The following is a 16,821-nucleotide window of genomic DNA, read 5'->3' on the forward strand; positions in this document are numbered from 1 at the left end:
CCTCCCCCACGATTGCAACTACCAGTACATCTGCTTGCCGAAACGCTTCGGGTCCTCCTGCGGTTTGACACTGGCCGAACGGGACATCATTTCGACAAGGCGCTTCGACCGAAGTGTCAGGGAGGAAGAAATATGACACACGCAACCCGGTACTACCGACTGGGTCGTAGCTATCTCGGGACCGACGACCTGCTCGACAATTTAGGATCCGACCTACATAGCGAGCTAACCGCCCGATGCGCAGCTTCGTTCGCTGAGAAACAGACTGACCACGATGACTAGTTCTGCCGCCCGCCCCGGCACATCCCCGATGTCGGGGCGGGCGGAGCGCTGTGGTCAGTCACTAGAGACGGGCATCAATCTCGGTGATGACCTCATCAACAGTGAACTCATCGATCAGCCCCAACTGCTGCACTACTTGCGCCATCTCGAGGGAGTTCCGCACCGTCACCAGTCCGGACGTCGCCAGCGTCTCCTTGAGACTGTCATCATCCAGTTCCGTCGGTTCCGCCCACACATCTATGATCAACGCCACTTTGATTCGATCCGGATCTGACTCCAGAAACTCCTGGTAGACCTGCGGGTCATGTTCGCCACTGTCACCCAGCAACACGAAGGTCAGATCGGGATAGGAATCGAGGATTCGTCGGATTCGAGCGCGCTTGTGCCGAACCGACAACTTCTCGCCTTGCGCTTGCTCCTCCTCGCTCAGTGGGGCGCCGGGACGCCAATCAGTGAGGAAGATGGGACCTCGTGGAAAACCGCGGACACCAAGGAATTGAATCAGCATGTCGTACAAGTTCCACGGGCCTGATGACACATAGAAGAAGGTCGAATCAGATCGATTGCCCTTAGCCCCGCGCGCCAATCCTCGATAGAGGCTTGGCGTTCCTGGGACGGGCTTACGGCCACCTGCATCGCGAAGCAGAGTGCGCTGCAAAGCTTTGAGACCGTCAGTCATGCCAGTGGTCAGGATCGTGTCATCGATGTCACTGATGAACCCGATCCGTGAACGCGGATCGGGCACCACAACTCGGCCGCTGGCGGTGATCTCCTCACCACGGTCCTTGGCCGAGAAGTGCACTTCGTGCCAACCCGGCTGCATTTTCTCTTCGATGGGAATCTTGGCAATAACGAAGCCGTTCTCATCGCTGTTCACTGTGGTGCTCCGGTCGCCTATGGTGACGGTGACCTCAAGACCCGCGATATCCAGCACGACCCAGCGCAACAAGTTAGCCGCCAGTGTGGCATCGATCCGCAGGCCCTTGGGAGTGGCGTCAAACACGGGCTGCTCCATAACCCGAGCTCGAATATTGGCCACGCCGTCAGCCACGAATCCCCGATACGGCTGAATCACCGTCGGACGAAGCAAGCCGGTGACCTGCTTACCAGTGCGAAGTGTTTGGGTCGCTAGGTCCTCCATATCGGCACCGAAGCGCAACCAGTCGACCATTCGCCGATGCTCCCAGATTTCTCATCGGTTTGGCGCTGTGAGAACAATCCTGATCCCGTAGGCGGCGTCAGTCAGTGGACCAGGCCTGCGAGTAGGGGGTCGAGTTGGGCGCCGCCATTGTGGTCGTGGATGAGTGGGGCGAGGGTGTCTTGCGTTAGGTGCATCTAGTTGAAGGCATCTTGGCGGGGTTGTGGTGCTGGTTTCGACTGGTGTGGAAGGTCGGAGCCTGGGACCGGTTGTGGATGAAACCCGGGTCGACCGAACACGTTTTCGAACCTGGTTGGTGTCACGGTTGGTGTCAAAAAACCTAGGCAGCGCCAGTTTCACGCTCATAAGTAGGCCCCGCGGGACTCGAACCCGCAACCTACGGATTAAAAGTCCGCAGCTCTGCCAATTGAGCTAGAGGCCCGGGGACACGGTGAAAGCCGTGGTAGCACCCCGCAACAGTGTTGCTAGACCGACGATACCTGCGCCGCATCTACTCGGGCATCGAAGGGCCAGAGATTTGTGAATTGGGTGACCCCGATCCGGCTACTCGAGAGTTCTCGGAACTAGCAAAGCTGTCGTCGAAAGACAGGTCTCCATCTCTCGGTCACGATCTCGCCTGGCCAGACCCAGTAAACGAGGCTGGGACTCACTCCGAGTGGGTTCCAGCCTCGTTCTGTGCCACTTGGCATATTTGATGCGCTACATTGCATAAACATCTGCGCATATAGGAATGTAATGACCGGACAAGAGAACATTGCGGAAGTGAGCAAGGCCGCGGAGTTGTTCAAGGCACTTGGTTCGCCAGTGCGATTGGCGATTCTCTGGCAGTTGACGCAGCGCCCGTCAACGGTGAACGAGCTGGCGGAACGACTGCAGGTCAGCCAACCACTGATGTCTCAGCACCTGCGGGTGTTGCGTCAGCATCAACTCGTGAGTTCGACTGCTCGCGGCCAGTACCACACTTACCAACTCGCCGATGAGCACGTCTCGCACATCGTCCGAGACGCAATCGAACATACGAAGGAGCACTCATGACGACACACACCCAGGCCGAAACACACAACCACACCCACGGCCCTTACTGCGGGCACGAGGCCATCATCCACCACGACCACGTTGACTACCTCCACGACGGCCACGCGCACCGCGAGCACGACGGCCACTACGACGAGTGCGGACAGTGCTCTTGTAGTAACTGCTCCGACAACTGCGCCAAGTGCGAATGTTCCGATTGCACCTGCGCTACCTGCAACCACGCGACATGCACCTGCCAGAACTGCAACGACTGCTCGTGCTCGACCTGCGCATGCGCTGACTGCACCTGCACAACCTGCAAGCACGCTGCATAGGCAACAGACACGCCTGCGGAACAGCCCGATTGCCTACCGGAGGGCAAGCCGCGACAGCACGTCAAGAGCCACGTCGATCGCCATCCTGGCGTGGCTGACAGCACCCAACCCGGCACTCACGAACGCGGGCCGCTGCCAGCGGCCCGCAAATGCGGTAAATCACCGGAATCACCTCACCGCATCCGTCAGGAAAATCCGCGTACCTGATTCAAGCCCCAAGATGACACCGATTAGTACGCGTTATCGCGACCCAAGCAGCGCCGGAGGTGGCTACCAGGCACATTTTCTGCCGCGACGATGGCCAGCGCGATACCAACAGCGGATGTTTGCCAAACCTTGGGCACAGGCCACGAGGGGGAGTCGATTTTCGTGTTGACCCTCACATCCACCGCGTGTTAACCAAGATCAACGATGAACGACCGCTACCGTCATCCGGTGACTGCGCGACTGTTCCGACGACGGCCAATGATTGCTGTCGCGACAGTTGTGCTTGTGGCAGGGGGCGCAGCAAGTATCTCCGCCATGTCTGGCGACGACCCGCCGATAACTGCAACTCCGCCAATGAAATCGCCAGTCATCGTGACCAAACCCGCGGCACCGCCACCGCTGCAGACCAGCAAGTCCGGTGATGGTTTCGTGGTCATCCAGCCGGTGGCTAACTCCGGCAACGGCCGCGGCGCACGCAAAGCTGCTGGCTGGACCATCCCCTACTCAGTGGAGTTTGAACCTGGCCTTCGCCCCCATGCCCGACAACTAGCCAAGATCGCTGATGCTGCCCTGCAAGACACCCAGCGTGGCTGGAATGCAACTGGCGATCGAACTCTGCGGCGGGTAGGTGAAGCCACCAAAGCCACCATCAGAGTGGTGCTAGCAACTCCGGGGAAGGTGGATGCTCACTGTGCCACCGTGGGACTAAATACTGCCGGAATCTTTTCCTGCTGGGACGGCCAGCGAGCCATGATCAATCTCTATCGGTGGGAGAATGGAGCCAGCGACTTCACCTCTCTAGGCACCTACCGCCGCTACGTGATTAACCATGAAGTCGGCCACGGCCTCGGTTTCGGCCATCACTTCTGCCCCACCGCTGGAGCTCCAGCTCCAGTGATGATGCAACAAACCAAAGGCACCGGTGCCTGCAAACCGAATGCCTGGCCATATCCCTAGCTCGATGTGTCGCCAGTCACCACGACCAGGTACGGGCATGATCGGGCGACTGCCTCGACAGCAGCTGAACTAGGCCCAACTCTTGTCGCCGTGCGGTACTCATGCGTTCCGGCGATTCGGCAGTAACCACCGGGGCGGACGGTTCATCGCGTAACCCCTGAACTCCGGACCGCACCTAATGCCCCCAGCATTAGGTAGGGGTTCCCCGATACGTCAGCCGCGCGGCAGTCGAGGTTTGTCGCAGTCGTGGGGTCAACATCCTTGATCGTCGGTGCCACATACAACCGAACCGACGCCCCGCGATCTAACCGGCCCAGACTAATGCACACCTGTCACGCAGCCCAGCGACCGAAAGGAACTTGTTGCCGATCTGGAAACAGAAATAACTTGCGACGAGTTCCCGGTGTCCAGCTCAGTTAACTGCTGTGCGTCTCATGGCAGATTTGGCACAGACCAATCATCTCCACTCGATGATCGGTGTCGTAAAAGTTATGCTCTGCCGCCTGCTCTTCCAGCCAATTCTCAATGTGATGGCTACGAACCTCGATGGTCTTGCCACAGCTACGACAGATCAGGTGGTGATGGTGAGGCTGACTACAGTGACGGTAAAGCGCCTCCCCGTCAGCTTTCAGGACCACATCAATATCACCGGTACCCGCCATAGCGGCTAGGTTGCGATAGACGGTCGCGAGGCTTGCTGACGCACCTTTGAGTTTAAGGTCGGCATGTATTTCTTGTGCAGTCCGAAAGTTTTGTTGCTCCGCAAGCTCCGCAGCTATGGCCCGCCTGGCTGCAGTATCTCGCCGGGTGCTCATACCCCAAGAATAGCCACTTTCGCTTCATCCGCCGCGTTGCATCCACTGTGCGAATTCCTGCGATCCGCCTTTGCTAGTAGCGATTAATCTGATTCAGGCTCATCGGGGATGCCATGTTCGTGGACATGATTACCGTGCTGGTGATGGAGGTATCCGTCATGCACATGATCAATGTGGCCGTCATGCTCCACAGTCTCGGGCCAGTCTCCGGGCAAATACTCATGGTCTGAGGCGGAGTGTCGATTCGACACAGCGTCTCTCATCGGACGCGAATACCGCCAAGATCACCATAATGCGAATTGTTCGCACCTCGACCAGCATATACCGGCAATGGTGACGCCCCCGCTGTCACAGCGCTCCTTTCGGCAGCACCTGCTTTCACCGGCGACGCAGTCACGGTTCGGAGGTGGTACGGCTGCGGCTCGGCTAGTTCTAGAGCGTCGCTATCGCTAGCCTCAGACGATGGCTTCCCAACCGGCGGACGACGCGGGACTTGCGAGTTCGAATGATGCAGGGGTCGTCGACGATCCCCGCAGACTGCGACTTATCCTCATCACCGTCTCGCTGGCGTTGATGATGGTCATCTCCAGCGTGAGCGGCCTCAACGTGGCGTTGCCTGACTTAGCGAAAACTACCGGGGCGACCCAAAGCGAGTTGCAGTGGATCGTTGACGCCTACACGGTTGCACTTGCTGGGTTGCTCTTCATCTCCGGAGCGATCGGCGATCGGTTTGGCCGTCGCCGATTACTGATCAGCGGTCTGGTGCTTTTTGGAACACTGGCCGCAGTCGCCTTCTTCGTTACCGAACCGACGACGCTGATCTACCTGCGCGCCGGCATGGGGGTGGGTGCCGCAGCAGTTATGCCCACCACACTATCCATCATTACGACTTCCTTCCCTGAGGAGAGAAGGCCCCATGCCGTTGGCATCTGGGTCGGTGTGGCTGGAGCAGGGGCTGTCTTGGGCTTGGTAATGTCCGGTCTTCTCCTGGAGTTTTTCTCGTGGAGCTCCTTCTTCGCGCTGAATGTAGTTCTGGCAGTGCTGGCACTGATCGGAACAGTTGCCGTCATTCCGAACTCAGTGGATGACGAACCACCAGCGCTGGATGCGTTCGGCGCTGCGCTGTCCTTCCTCGCTGTCGCAGCTTTGGTATTCGGCATCATCGAGGGACCAGTGGCGGGCTGGGGATCAACCGAGGTCATCGCAGCCCTGACAATCGGCGTGCTGAGCATGGCGCTGTTCTTGTGGTGGGAGGCACGTAACGATGCCCCGCTACTGGACCCGCGACTGTTCCGACTACGGGGGTTCTCAACGGGATCAGCGTCACTCATGCTGCAGTTCTTCGCAGCCTTTGGCTTCTTCTTTACCATCATCCAGTACCTGCAGATCGTCATAGGTTTCTCCCCACTGCAGGCCTCCCTGTCGATCTTGCCCATGGCCATCGTGACGCTACCGTTGGCGCGAGTCGCACCCGTTATTGCGGCACGAGTCGGCTACAACAAGGTTGGCAGCCTCGGCCTGCTGTGCCTAGGCACCGGCTTGCTGTTGATGTCATTCCTGTCCACTGACTTCAACTACTGGCGGTTCCTAGCAGGACTACTGGTCTTCGGCGCCGGGATGGCGTTGGCGGGTGCTCCTGCAACCGCCGCCATTACTGCTTCGCTGCCGCGTCAGAAGCAGGGTGTGGCATCGGCCATGAACGACACGTCCCGAGAGTTCGGCAGCGCGCTGGGGATCGCCGTGCTGGGCAGCGTGTTGAACAATATCTACCGCTCGGAGGTCAGCCAATATGACGGCGACCTCCCGCAAAAAACCCGAGATGCCATCGAATCCTCCGTGGCTGCAGCCGCCGGTATTACCGAGCAGTTGGGGCCGCAGGGTGCGCAACTGCTGTCGGCGGCCAACGAGGCATTCGTGGCCGGGGCGAGTGGTGCGTTACGGGTTGGTGCGTTCTTCGCGATCCTGGGTGCGATCTTCGTGTTCATTCGGGCACCACGCCGAAACCCAGCCACAAACCGCTAGGACTCATAAACGCCGCCACGACAGCAAACAGCGCGGGATCCGCATGTTGCGAATCCCGCGCTGCTGCCAACGGGCCTTTCCTTAGGACTTAGGAATCAGGACTCCGTCGATCACGTGGATCACTCCGTTGTCGGCCTCCACGTCGGTCTGCACCACCGTCACAGTGCCGCCGGATGAGTCTTTAAGCATGACCTCACCGGAATCGCTCACCATCACCTTGAGCGTGTCGCCATTCACCGTGGTGACCTTCTGGCCGTCAAGCTTGACGACGTCTTCGGCAGTCACCTTGCCCTCAACAACGTGGTAGGTGAGGATCTGGGTCAACTGACCTTCAGGGTCCTTCAACAGTTCCGTGACGGTCCCGTCATCCACCAGCGGCTGGAAAGCCTCATCGGTCGGCGCGAAGACGGTGTATTCACCGGTGCTGAGCGTCTCCGCTAGCCCCGCTGCCGTCACTGCATCGACCAGAACCGTAAAGTCGCCAGCTGCTGCTGCGACCTCAGGGATCGTATTGGTCCCTGTGGCTTCGGGTGCTGGCATTTCGCTGGCAGTCGCCATTGAATCCTCAGCACTGGTATCGGAGTCCGTGCTGCAGGCTGCTAGCCCCAGGGCCGCCACCATTGCTAGTCCGGCCACTCCCATCAAACGCTTGTTTCTCACTTGCTGCCTCCTAAGTAGCAGATGTTCTTACCCTCTACTTCGCAGCAAGTGTCCTGGTTAGATGCACAAGATCTGCAAAAATTTCATTTTTTGTCTGCGCAACGAATACTGGGGCTCTCCCGCCGTCGATCGTTGGCGCAGCGCCGAACTCTAGGATTTCGTGGAGGTTCGGAACTTTCTCTTGACGACTGGACCGGGTCCCACCCCGTTGACCGCGCGGACTTTGACCCGGTATTTCTTGTCAGCCTTCGACTTCTTGTAGGTCTTTTTGACCTTCGTGCGTAACTGCACGCGCTCCGACCACACAAGTAGCCGCGAAACTGGTGAAAGTCGCTGGGGTTGCTACTGGGATCTTGATGACCTTATTGCCCCTGGCAGTCCACACCGCGTTGTCGGGTCCCGCTGGGAGTGATCTTTGCCAGATCAGCGGTAGCGGATTCCCGGGTCAGCCAGATACTGCCGTCAGGTCAGGTGACCATTTGGTTGTTGGCACCGATCCCCGAGACACTGAACGTGCCATCAGCAGCCGGGTCGGCAGTTGCACTGCCCACGCCCACCAGCAGTAGACCAGCGGCAAGCGCACCCGGCACCGCCACCGACCCGAGCAATGGCCTCGATACTTCGGACTCCCCGAACAGTCAGTTTCCCGTAGACCTCCTGCCCTGCCCGGTGAGGCATGAAAAGCGAACGGGCCCGGCCCGTTGCGCGCGGTATATCCGCGGCAACGCACCGGACCCGGTACGCCCAGTTAGCGCCGGCTGGCGCTTCCCCGATTAACCAGTCGGACTCGTCGAACTCGTCGGGCTAGCCGACGAGGTATCGCAGTAGTCCAAGATCGGGCCTAGACCAGCGTCAGCTGTGCCACAGACCTCATCGGGGGACACTCGCTCCCACTGGCTTCCCTTGGATTTGGCGAAGAATGGGTACTCCACGCCGCCACTGTCGCGTGCCGTGCCACCGGCCCAACGCTCACCGTCGCCAAGATCCTCACACTGGTACGCGACGACGCTCTCATCCGCGTCAAGTGCGGCCCCCAATGCGGTCGCGTTGCAACGTGGTTTGCCAGCAGGGGACTTGGTGGGGGTGGGTGTCGTGGTGGGAGATGCCGTGGGTGTCGTGCAAACGGTGTCACCCGCAGCCGCTGCCCGCTTCAACTCAGATTCCGTTTGCGGACCAAGTTCGCCATCTACCTCGATACCCGCTGCTTCCTGGAATCGAACGATCGCTGCATCCGATTGCGGCCCGAGGATTCCGTCGACTGGGCCGGCCATACAACCGACCGCGTCGAGTTCTTCCTGGATCTCCTTGTTGAACTCAGCTGTTGAGTTGCCACCAGCTGCCGTAGGGCTACTGGTTGGGCTGGGACTCGCCGACTGATCTGAATCACTGTCACTGGAACTGCAGGCAGAAACTCCCACGATAAGAATCGCGGAGAACGCCACAACTGCGCCTTTACGCCACATTGAACCTCCTAGGTTGCAGACTGTCTATCACAGCGGTTTGCCGGGAAAACCAGCGGCATTCACCGCAGCATTACCCGTTAAGGAGTAGCAGATGCGAGTTGCGCAGATTCATGAACTCACCGGTCCCGGCGGGCTGCGAATGGCTGACGTCGACCAACCACAGCCGAGTTCAGACCAAGTACTGATCGACGTGGCAGCCGCTGGCGTTGCTTTTCCGGATCTACTGCTGAGCCGGGGGCTATACCAACTCAAGCCGCCGCCGCCGTTCGTGCCCGGTTCCGAGGTGGCGGGAACCGTCGTGTCGGCCCCTGATAACAGCGGGTTTGCACCCGGCGATCGGGTCGCAGCACTCACCCTGCTCAACGGTTTCGCTGAACGAGCCGTCGCACCCCTATCGGCGGTGTACCGACTGCCCGACGATGTCTCCTTCGCTGAGGGTGCGGCATTGCCGATGAACTATCTCACCGTGCAGTTTGCCTTTGATCGACGAGCCGCCCTCCGCCCAGGCGAACAGGTGCTCGTGCACGGTGCCGCCGGCGGTATCGGGACTGCCGCCCTGCAGTTCCTGAAGTGGCGAGGTGCCCGTTCCATCGCGGTGGTGTCCACCGAAGAAAAGGTAGCCGTGGCGACCGCTGCCGGCGCTGACCAGGTCGTGTTGGCGGACGGGTTCCGGGATGCCGTACGTGATCTCACCGACGGTAGAGGTGTCGATGCGGTACTCGATCCGGTCGGTGGCGATCGCTTCACTGACTCGCTACGTTGCCTTGCGCCGGAAGGTCGCCTGCTCGTCATTGGTTTCACCGCGGGGGAGATTCCCACGGTCAAGATCAACCGACTGCTGCTAAACAACATCGCGGTAGTAGGGGTCTCCTGGGGAACCTTTGCACTTGCGACTCCCGGATATCTGACAGAGCAGTGGGAGGCACTCGCGCCGGGTATCGAATCAGGTGCCTTGCGCCCACCGGTAGCCGCCGAACTGCCGATGAGCCGCGGGGGCGATGCGTTGCGCATGTTGGCGGAACGTCAGGTACAGGGAAAGATCGTCCTTTTGCCGGCCAACTAGCCGCTGATATCCGAATTTCACCAATTGGGAAGAAAGCCCAAACGATCTTCACCCAAGACCTACTGTTGACCCGTGAGCGAGCGAAACGATGATGAGCAGGAGCTGGAGCCGCTCGACAACGCGGGGCTCGATCACACATCCGATCAGGAAGCCAACGGTGACCTGCCGACCTCGGATTCAGACGCGCGCCACACCGAAATCATTGAGGCCAACAGCGACGAGGCGACTGCGGCTGCCGATGACCCGATTCGACCCGCCGATGCAGCATCAGCGGCTAGCGAAACCGACGAATCCGATGAGCCGGCGGACCACGAGGACGAAAACTCGGCCATCACAGCCAACGAGGATGACCAGAACCTCGATGACACCGACACCGACACCGACACCGACACCGACACCGACACCGACACCGACATTCTGCTCTTTCGTACTGAAGCGTTAGCCGACGAGGATGACGTCGACAGCGACGAGGAGGATTTCGATCACGAGGACGAAGCGAATTTCGACAACCAGGACGAGCTCGCCGTTCGGCGCACTTCCTGGTGGAAAGTTGTCGGGGGCTTGGTGGCCGCCTGCGCGGTCTTCGCAATGGCCGCTTGGGGACTCGGCCTATCGGTGACCGGAGATGGGGCAAGTGATGCCGATCTCGCGGCACAGCTTCCCGACGCCGAAAATGCACCTGCCCAGCAAAAAGGCGAAGCATCGTCGAAGAAACGCAAGGCTCAGGATGCAGACTCCTCGACAACTGATGAGCCCGGTGCAGACTCCGCCGGTAGTACGAAAGAACAGGTCAAGACCGAGAAGCAGGGGAAGCCACCCAAAGTCGCGATTCAGATCTTTGACACCAAACAGGGACTATGTCCTGACTTCTTTGAACTCAGCATCAACGTCTTCGTCGTCAAGGGGCAAGTCGACCGCGGCATGGCTCGGTTGACGATCCCGGCCGAGGGCAAAATCCGGAGCTACCCGCTGTATGAGGTCCAGGGCGACTTCTCGAATCTTCTCCGTGGGATTCCCACCAGCATGACCGCCAAACTCTACATCCGAGTAGAAGGGCCGGACGGTGTCACCGAGGAATGGCATGACGTCACCCACACCTGCCCTGGTAAGAAAGTCGACGACGTTGAGAAGACGCCCAAGCAGCTGAAGAAGGAAAAGAAATTCACTTTCAAAGTGCCGAAGATGAAGGATCTCTTCGACGAAGAGGCACTCGACGCACTCGAAGATCTCGGACTCGGCAACAAGGACAAGGACAACGCCGAGAAATCCGACACCGAGAAGTCCGATTCAGACAACAAGTCGAACGACTAGCTGTTACTACACCGCAACGCTGCCATGGCTACTAGCCGACCACATTACTTTCGCTACGCCCGCCAACTAACGTTGCCAGCGAGGTCGTCGACGGTGATCTCCATCGGTTGATCGACCAGTTCCGTTCCATTACTGCCGACGCCACTGAAGGAACACTCAAAAGTCGCTCCCGGAGGTGCGACGAGCACGCCGTCTTGGGAGCCCGGCGGGTTGCAGGTCACCTGCCACTGTCCACCTAACTGATCAGAAAGTTGCGGCGCTACTTGTTCATCGATCTTGGACATCAGCAACACTGCTTGTTCTGGCTCCGAGTCGACATTGCCCTCATCATCTGTTTGGGTGATGTCGAAGGTCAGACTCTGACCGGCGACGGTAGCGTCGCAGGTGAAACTGGTTTCAGCGGCCATCGGTATATCGCTAGGGCATTGCACGCTAAGGGGAATGCCGGGCAGAGCTGCTTCGATGTCTGCAGTGAGTTCATTCTCGAGTTTGCTGGTGTTCAGGTCACCTGAGCCACCGACTTGCACCGAGCATCCGACCATTAGAACTGACACGACTACCGCAGCGGCCGTCGAAACGAGTCGCCGATGACGCTTTCGCATGTCGACACGCTACTCTTCTCACCAGCCGCAAGGAACGGCACGAGACCTCGCACCTCTCGTGCCTCGACTCAAATCGCCTAGTTTCGACCCTGTGTGCTTAGCTCGGGGACCGAGGTCTTCATCCACACCATCGGGTCAATGAGTTTGCCGTCCTTGCGGTGCACACCGATATGAAGATGCGGCCCAGTCGAGTTGCCGGTGGAACCCACCAAGCCAATGACGTCACCGGCGGCGACCTTTTGACCCTGCTTCACATCAATCTGATTCAGGTGCCCGTACAACACTTGATGTCCAGTCTCGGTCTTGATAGTCACTGCTTTACCGGCAGCCCCCTGCCAGGCAGCGACAATAACTCGACCGTCAGAAGCACTGCGCACGGGAGTATTTGCAGGTGCTCCCAGATCCAAACCACTGTGCACCCCACCGGTGTGCGGTCCACCAACGCGACCGAACAGTGGCCCAACCCGGAACTTCTTGAGTGGCACCGCGAGGCCACTCTTAAGCCTGCCGAAGGGGAATCGGGCAGAAATGCGCTTAGCGCGTTGCTTCGCCAAGTGGTTTTGCTGGTTGGTGAAGGTCCGCTCACCTGGCTTCAACTCCGGAGATTCCGCAGCAGTATTGTCAGCACCGACCCGCTGGGTTTGCCCCTCCACCACGCTGGCCGGACGATCAATGTCCTCGGGTGTTATTCCCTCAGCATCAGCCCCACCCGCGTTCGGTGGCACCAAGACAAGTGCTCCGCCAACCACAGCGGAACTCAACAGGACGTACCCCATTGACTCCGAATGAATCCTCGACATCTGACCACCTCTTCCTGGCTAGGAGGTAGTGATGCCCACTAGACATGTGGATCATGCAGTCACCAAGTGTGATCTTGACCACGGAATGCAGTATTTCCCCCGGTGGCCGGCCTTTGCCGACCACAAGTTCCCACCAATATCGCGGCGTGGTGTCAACAGGTGTCTGACCCGCTCTGGCACGCTCAGAGATGTCGCGGAGCGCTCCCGGACTCTCCCCCGGGCGCTCCGCGGTTTGTTTTCTTGCGCCGTTTCGACTTGCCGGGGACACCTGAGCACCGCACTCTAGTCACGTGGCAGCAACTGACGTAACCATTACCGTCCCCATCGATGCTCCTGCGGCTACCGTCTTCGACGCTATGACCGACTGGGCTCGGCAGTCGTCGTGGATGCTGGCCACTACGGTCAGACCAGTGGGCCCACAGCGAAAAGCCGTGGGAGATCGGCTGGAAGCGTTCACCGGAGTGAAAACCCCTCTCGGCGGCTTGGGTTTCCTCGACACCATGGTGGTCGCCGACTGGGTACCTGGTCGCTCCGTCACAGTGGTTCACACCGGCCGGGTAGTCCAGGGAAGCGGCACTTTCGCGGTCACGCCGCGCAGCAAGGAATCTTGCGAACTGGCTTGGACCGAGAACTTGCGGATTCCAGGAGGGCCAGCCGGACGCTTGCTCTGGCTACTGGTCAGCCCCTTCAGCCATTGGGCAGTTCGCTACTCACTGCAGAAGTTCGCCCGCCAGGTCGAAAGCGGAAGCACTGACTCCGCGACCAAAGTCTGATGGCCCGCTACGTGGCGCGGGTGCCGTCCGGCGCCGCCCCCGAACGGGTCTACAACTATCTGGCGAACTTCACCACCATCGCCGAGTGGGATCCGGGCGTCACTTCCGCTGAGTTGCTCAGCGGACCACCAGCCACCGAAGGTGCTGTGTACCGGGTCGTAGCAGCCTTTGGCCCGCGCAAGATTCCACTCGACTATCGGGTGCTATTCGCTGAACCACCCCATCCACGGCAACCCGGCCGCATCCTGCTGGAAGCCACCACTTCCGAGTTCAGTAGTCGCGACATCATCGAAGTATCAGCTGCCGACACTGGTTGCGTCGCTGTCTACGACGCCACCTTGGAACTTGCTGGACTCCGCCAAGTCGCCGATCCCTTCATGCAACTCGCCTTCAACATCGTCGGGCGGCGGGCGGAGAACGGCTTGATCACCGCACTGGCGGACCCAACTCGGTTCGCATGAAAGGACCCGCTGACCTCACCGATGCCCTGCTCGAAACGGGCATCGTCGGCAGTTTCACCCGGATTGGCTACGAGGCGAGGCGGCGGCTATACGACTGGCCATCGCTTGCTGACATCGCGCGGCAACAGCACTTCGCTGGCAGCCGCGTGGTCTTGACCGGGGCGACCTCGGGACTCGGTGCGTCGGCCGCGCGGACCCTGGCCCGCCTCGGCGCAGAACTTCACATTGTGGGTCGAAACCCGGTGCGGACTCATGCTGCTGCCGAGGACATCTCCCAATCCGCAGGTGGCTCACCGGTCACAGCCCACATCGCTGATCTCACTGATCTTTGTGCAGTCAACGATTTGTGCGACCAACTTGAGCCTCTGGGGCAGATCGACGTGCTCATCCACAACGCTGGTGCCTTGGTCCACTCCTACGGAACTGCCAGCGGCCACGAGCAGACCTACACCGCCCAGGTGCTCGCTCCCCAGCTGATGACTGAACGCCTGCTACCGCAACTAGCATCGGGGGGCCGCGTCATTGTGATGTCCTCGGGTGGCATGTATTCCGAGCCGTTGCGGCCCACCCAAATGGAATACCCAGAAGCAACCTTCGATGGCGTGAAGGCCTACGCGCGGGCCAAGCGGGCGCAGGTGGAACTCGTCGCTGAATGGGCGACTGTGTGGCAAGACCGAGAGATCAGTTTCCACGCGATGCATCCCGGCTGGGTGGACACTCCCGGAGTGCGCACTGCGCTGCCGGGTTTCTACCGCATGACCCGATTGGTACTCCGCAACGGTGATGAGGGCGCTGACACTCTCATCTGGCTCGCAGTCAGTCCACCCGCCGAGCTAGGTAGTGGTGGTTTTTGGTTGGACCGCAACAGGCGAAAAACCCGACGGGTGCCGGTCGCCAGCACAACGGCTGATGACCGCACGGAACTGTTCCAGTTCGTCCAGCATCAAGTCCGGTTGGCCATCGCAGACTGCTCGGCCTCGTAGGACCAGAAGTCCAACAGACCTGATACCACCAAATCTGGGGCGGTTTCTGGGATCCAGTGGCCCACGTCTTTGAGCACGACAAAAGTGTAGTCGGCGTCTACGAAATCGGCGCTAGCCATGGCCGCCGCTCTACCGAGTGCCGGATCCCGATCCCCCCACATATACAGGGTGGGCACTTCAATCCGACCAGCCTTGACGGTTGGCTTGATCAACTCCCGCGGCATAGCTCGGTACCAGTTCAGCGCTGCAGTCAACGCTCCCGGTGCTCGCATACGTTCGGTGTAGTGCTGGGCCTGGTGCTTGGGCAGACCCCGCATCAACGCCGCCCACAATGGGCCTCCCGGGTGCAACAGCTGCTCTGTCGCCCAGCGCAGTTGGAACAACCCCATGTACCACGAGTTGAGTAACTGGGTGCTGCGCAAGGCAACGGTTCGAAAGGCCGCCGGGTGAGGAGTCGACAATGACGTCAGCGTGCGGGCCCGTTCCGGGTGCGACCCAGCCAGATTCCATGCAACCGCGCCGCCCCAGTCATGCCCGACAATGTGAGCACTACCGATGCCGGCAGCGTCCATCACCGCCAAGACGTCCTCAACCAAGGCAGCTGACGTGTAGTTACCAGCACCCCGCGGGCGAGCGTCGGGTGAATATCCTCGCTGGTTCAACGCCAAGGTGCGAAAACCGGCTTCCTGTAGCGGACCCACGATTGCGTCCCAGCAGGTGGCATCCTGCGGGAAGCCGTGCAACAGCACCACTGGGTAGCCGTCCTCGGGCCCCTCGTCCTTGACCTCGAAGACCAATCGGTCGTGGGAGAAAGATCGCATGAGAACACCCTAGGGCGCCACGGTCGGGGTGCTGACCACCCGGTGCCCCCAACGAGCTGCCAAGGTGCCGTCAACGAGAAGTTGCAGGAAATGCCAGAGCACGGCGACCACGACGGCATCAGCAGCATAAGGCTGCAGTTCCGGCACCAGCGCCGCCACAGCCGCGATGACGGTCAGGGCGAGCGGCAGGGTCTTTTGCGCGGTGACGAGGAACGCGGGAATCGCGCGCTCGGCGGGTAGGCCAGCGCTGGCGATACGGGCGAGGAGCAACATCACCGCGTGCCCCCCGATGACCAGCATGGCGGCGAGTAACAGTTGCTGACCTGGGGTGCTGTGCACCGTTTCCGCCGATTCCGACACCGTGACCCAGGCCAGCACAATCACCCCGAGCGACGGGATTAACCGCCAGAACCGGTTGACCCGCCAGCCCAAGACTCGGGCCAGCAAGTTACCCACTGCCAGTGGCACTAGTACTAACAGCACTAGTCGCAGCAAGAGCGGACCCGCTGGAACGATGACTTCTGCACTGAGCAGCAACGAAACCGCCAGCGGAGCGGTGATTGAGCCAGCAAACACACATACCACCGTCAACGCGGTGCCCCAGGCCTGATCGCCACCAGCTACCTGAGTCAAGACAGCCGCTGAACTGAGCGTTGTTGGCACCGAAATCATGACTGCGAGGCCAAAAACCAGGCCCGTCGGCAGCGTCACCACCGTTAGCAGCAAACCCGCCAGAGTGGGAGCCAAGACCAGATTCAGGACACACACGATCACCGCTACCCGAGCCAGACCGGTCAGGTGCAGTGTGGCGCCGTGAATGGCAATTCCGCTGATTAGGAAGATGACGATCACGCTCATACTGGTCACGTCCAGCGGACCGAGCGACACGGCCGCCAGTGTCGCACCCGGATCGGGAATGGTCAGACCCGCCAGTAGCGCCAATAGGACGCCCACTGGTAACAACCACTGACTCAGTCGGTCGTAACCGCTCACGCCGAATCACCTGAGCGGTGGGAAGCCGACCCGCAAAGTATCGCCACGATCCCTCTCTTCCTCCGCAACTCAACGGCGGCGCTGCGAACCGCCGGCTCAG

Annotated in this window: 19 protein-coding genes and 1 tRNA gene; 8 read left to right on the forward strand and 12 right to left on the reverse strand. The window is 60.1% G+C overall.

Translation table 11 applies throughout. From position 1 onward, the window contains the following. Positions 1-343 precede the first annotated feature (343 nt). Together K0U62_07955 and K0U62_07960 are read right to left on the reverse strand one after the other, a co-directional pair. Positions 344-1,453, reverse strand: coding sequence for a DUF2183 domain-containing protein (locus K0U62_07955; GenBank protein MCH9801447.1), 1,110 nt, complete (start codon positions 1,451-1,453; stop codon positions 344-346). Between the two features lie 336 nt (positions 1,454-1,789). Further along, positions 1,790-1,862: transfer RNA gene (locus tag K0U62_07960), tRNA-Lys, on the reverse strand. 314 nt (positions 1,863-2,176) lie between these two features. Here K0U62_07960 and K0U62_07965 point away from each other — a divergent pair. Beyond that, positions 2,177-2,476: a metalloregulator ArsR/SmtB family transcription factor gene (locus K0U62_07965; GenBank protein MCH9801448.1), complete on the forward strand. Its 300-nt coding sequence runs from the start codon at positions 2,177-2,179 to the stop codon at positions 2,474-2,476. Between the two features lie 127 nt (positions 2,477-2,603). Here K0U62_07965 and K0U62_07970 read toward each other — a convergent pair whose 3' ends face one another. Then, positions 2,604-2,762: a hypothetical protein gene (locus K0U62_07970; protein ID MCH9801449.1), complete on the reverse strand. Its 159-nt coding sequence runs from the start codon at positions 2,760-2,762 to the stop codon at positions 2,604-2,606. 463 nt (positions 2,763-3,225) lie between these two features. Here K0U62_07970 and K0U62_07975 point away from each other — a divergent pair, with 463 nt between their 5' ends. Next, the gene (locus K0U62_07975) at positions 3,226-3,954 is read left to right on the forward strand and encodes a DUF3152 domain-containing protein (protein MCH9801450.1); all 729 of its coding nucleotides are present in this window, start codon (positions 3,226-3,228) and stop codon (positions 3,952-3,954) included. Between the two features lie 416 nt (positions 3,955-4,370). On the opposite strand, the gene K0U62_07980 is transcribed toward K0U62_07975, so the two are convergent. Further along, positions 4,371-4,769, reverse strand: coding sequence for a transcriptional repressor (locus K0U62_07980; protein MCH9801451.1), 399 nt, complete (start codon positions 4,767-4,769; stop codon positions 4,371-4,373). Positions 4,770-5,231: 462 nt separating this feature from the next. On the opposite strand from K0U62_07980, the gene K0U62_07985 reads away from it, so the two are divergent. Beyond that, positions 5,232-6,791, forward strand: a complete 1,560-nt coding sequence (locus K0U62_07985) for an MFS transporter (protein ID MCH9801452.1) — start codon at positions 5,232-5,234, stop codon at positions 6,789-6,791. Positions 6,792-6,872: 81 nt separating this feature from the next. Here the strand turns inward: K0U62_07985 and K0U62_07990 are convergent, their stop codons facing one another. The 4 genes from K0U62_07990 to K0U62_08005 all read right to left on the reverse strand — a co-directional run bounded on the left by K0U62_07990 (position 6,873) and on the right by K0U62_08005 (position 8,914). Continuing rightward, positions 6,873-7,433, reverse strand: coding sequence for a fasciclin domain-containing protein (locus K0U62_07990; GenBank protein MCH9801453.1), 561 nt, complete (start codon positions 7,431-7,433; stop codon positions 6,873-6,875). A 168-nt stretch (positions 7,434-7,601) separates the two neighbouring features. Further along, the gene (locus K0U62_07995) at positions 7,602-7,742 is read right to left on the reverse strand and encodes a hypothetical protein (protein ID MCH9801454.1); all 141 of its coding nucleotides are present in this window, start codon (positions 7,740-7,742) and stop codon (positions 7,602-7,604) included. A 176-nt stretch (positions 7,743-7,918) separates the two neighbouring features. Continuing rightward, positions 7,919-8,059: a hypothetical protein gene (locus K0U62_08000; GenBank protein ID MCH9801455.1), complete on the reverse strand. Its 141-nt coding sequence runs from the start codon at positions 8,057-8,059 to the stop codon at positions 7,919-7,921. 165 nt (positions 8,060-8,224) lie between these two features. Further along, the gene (locus K0U62_08005) at positions 8,225-8,914 is read right to left on the reverse strand and encodes a peptidoglycan-binding protein (protein MCH9801456.1); all 690 of its coding nucleotides are present in this window, start codon (positions 8,912-8,914) and stop codon (positions 8,225-8,227) included. A gap of 91 nt (positions 8,915-9,005) precedes the next feature. Here K0U62_08005 and K0U62_08010 point away from each other — a divergent pair, with 91 nt between their 5' ends. Both K0U62_08010 and K0U62_08015 read left to right on the forward strand, forming a co-directional pair. Further along, positions 9,006-9,977, forward strand: a complete 972-nt coding sequence (locus K0U62_08010) for an NADPH:quinone oxidoreductase family protein (protein ID MCH9801457.1) — start codon at positions 9,006-9,008, stop codon at positions 9,975-9,977. 72 nt (positions 9,978-10,049) lie between these two features. After that, entirely contained in the window at positions 10,050-11,288 is a 1,239-nt protein-coding gene (locus K0U62_08015; GenBank protein ID MCH9801458.1) for a hypothetical protein, read from the forward strand. A 53-nt stretch (positions 11,289-11,341) separates the two neighbouring features. On the opposite strand, the gene K0U62_08020 is transcribed toward K0U62_08015, so the two are convergent. Both K0U62_08020 and K0U62_08025 read right to left on the reverse strand, forming a co-directional pair. After that, on the reverse strand, positions 11,342-11,890 hold the full coding sequence (locus K0U62_08020; protein MCH9801459.1) for a DUF4333 domain-containing protein: 549 nt from the start codon (positions 11,888-11,890) through the stop codon (positions 11,342-11,344). Positions 11,891-11,967: 77 nt separating this feature from the next. Next, complete coding sequence (locus tag K0U62_08025; GenBank protein ID MCH9801460.1) at positions 11,968-12,690, reverse strand: M23 family metallopeptidase; 723 nt, start codon at positions 12,688-12,690, stop codon at positions 11,968-11,970. A gap of 290 nt (positions 12,691-12,980) precedes the next feature. On the opposite strand from K0U62_08025, the gene K0U62_08030 reads away from it, so the two are divergent. Genes K0U62_08030 through K0U62_08040 form a run of 3 tightly spaced genes read left to right on the forward strand, consistent with a single transcriptional unit; the run spans position 12,981 to position 14,907 of the window. After that, complete coding sequence (locus tag K0U62_08030) at positions 12,981-13,463, forward strand: SRPBCC family protein (GenBank protein ID MCH9801461.1); 483 nt, start codon at positions 12,981-12,983, stop codon at positions 13,461-13,463. Further along, positions 13,463-13,924 carry an SRPBCC family protein gene (locus K0U62_08035; protein ID MCH9801462.1) on the forward strand — a complete coding sequence of 154 codons (462 nt, stop codon included), beginning with the start codon at positions 13,463-13,465 and terminating at the stop codon, positions 13,922-13,924. The genes K0U62_08030 and K0U62_08035 overlap by 1 nt, the downstream gene beginning before the upstream one ends. After that, complete coding sequence (locus K0U62_08040; GenBank protein MCH9801463.1) at positions 13,921-14,907, forward strand: SDR family NAD(P)-dependent oxidoreductase; 987 nt, start codon at positions 13,921-13,923, stop codon at positions 14,905-14,907. Before K0U62_08035 ends, K0U62_08040 begins: the two co-directional genes overlap by 4 nt. Here the strand turns inward: K0U62_08040 and K0U62_08045 are convergent. Both K0U62_08045 and K0U62_08050 read right to left on the reverse strand, forming a co-directional pair. After that, entirely contained in the window at positions 14,868-15,728 is an 861-nt protein-coding gene (locus K0U62_08045) for an alpha/beta hydrolase (protein ID MCH9801464.1), read from the reverse strand. The two genes, K0U62_08040 and K0U62_08045, sit on opposite strands and share 40 nt — an antisense overlap. A gap of 9 nt (positions 15,729-15,737) precedes the next feature. Beyond that, on the reverse strand, positions 15,738-16,721 hold the full coding sequence (locus tag K0U62_08050) for a bile acid:sodium symporter (protein MCH9801465.1): 984 nt from the start codon (positions 16,719-16,721) through the stop codon (positions 15,738-15,740). Positions 16,722-16,821: the final 100 nt, after the last annotated feature.

It is taken from the genome of Actinomycetes bacterium (assembly GCA_022599915.1).
Taxonomy (GTDB): domain Bacteria; phylum Actinomycetota; class Actinomycetes; order S36-B12.

Excerpts from the sequence above, each read along its gene's own strand:
- K0U62_08005 (MCH9801456.1), bottom strand. The coding sequence starts at position 8,914 with ATGTGGCGTAAAGGCGCAGTTGTGGCGTTCTCCGCGATTCTTATCGTG.
- K0U62_08020 (MCH9801459.1), bottom strand. The coding sequence starts at position 11,890 with ATGCGAAAGCGTCATCGGCGACTCGTTTCGACGGCCGCTGCGGTAGTC.
- K0U62_07990 (MCH9801453.1), bottom strand. The coding sequence starts at position 7,433 with ATGGGAGTGGCCGGACTAGCAATGGTGGCGGCCCTGGGGCTAGCAGCC.
- K0U62_08035 (MCH9801462.1), top strand. The coding sequence starts at position 13,463 with ATGGCCCGCTACGTGGCGCGGGTGCCGTCCGGCGCCGCCCCCGAACGG.
- K0U62_07955 (MCH9801447.1), bottom strand. The coding sequence starts at position 1,453 with ATGGTCGACTGGTTGCGCTTCGGTGCCGATATGGAGGACCTAGCGACC.
- K0U62_07965 (MCH9801448.1), top strand. The coding sequence starts at position 2,177 with ATGACCGGACAAGAGAACATTGCGGAAGTGAGCAAGGCCGCGGAGTTG.
- K0U62_08010 (MCH9801457.1), top strand. The coding sequence starts at position 9,006 with ATGCGAGTTGCGCAGATTCATGAACTCACCGGTCCCGGCGGGCTGCGA.
- K0U62_07985 (MCH9801452.1), top strand. The coding sequence starts at position 5,232 with ATGGCTTCCCAACCGGCGGACGACGCGGGACTTGCGAGTTCGAATGAT.
- K0U62_08040 (MCH9801463.1), top strand. The coding sequence starts at position 13,921 with ATGAAAGGACCCGCTGACCTCACCGATGCCCTGCTCGAAACGGGCATC.
- K0U62_08025 (MCH9801460.1), bottom strand. The coding sequence starts at position 12,690 with ATGTCGAGGATTCATTCGGAGTCAATGGGGTACGTCCTGTTGAGTTCC.
- K0U62_07980 (MCH9801451.1), bottom strand. The coding sequence starts at position 4,769 with ATGAGCACCCGGCGAGATACTGCAGCCAGGCGGGCCATAGCTGCGGAG.
- K0U62_08045 (MCH9801464.1), bottom strand. The coding sequence starts at position 15,728 with ATGCGATCTTTCTCCCACGACCGATTGGTCTTCGAGGTCAAGGACGAG.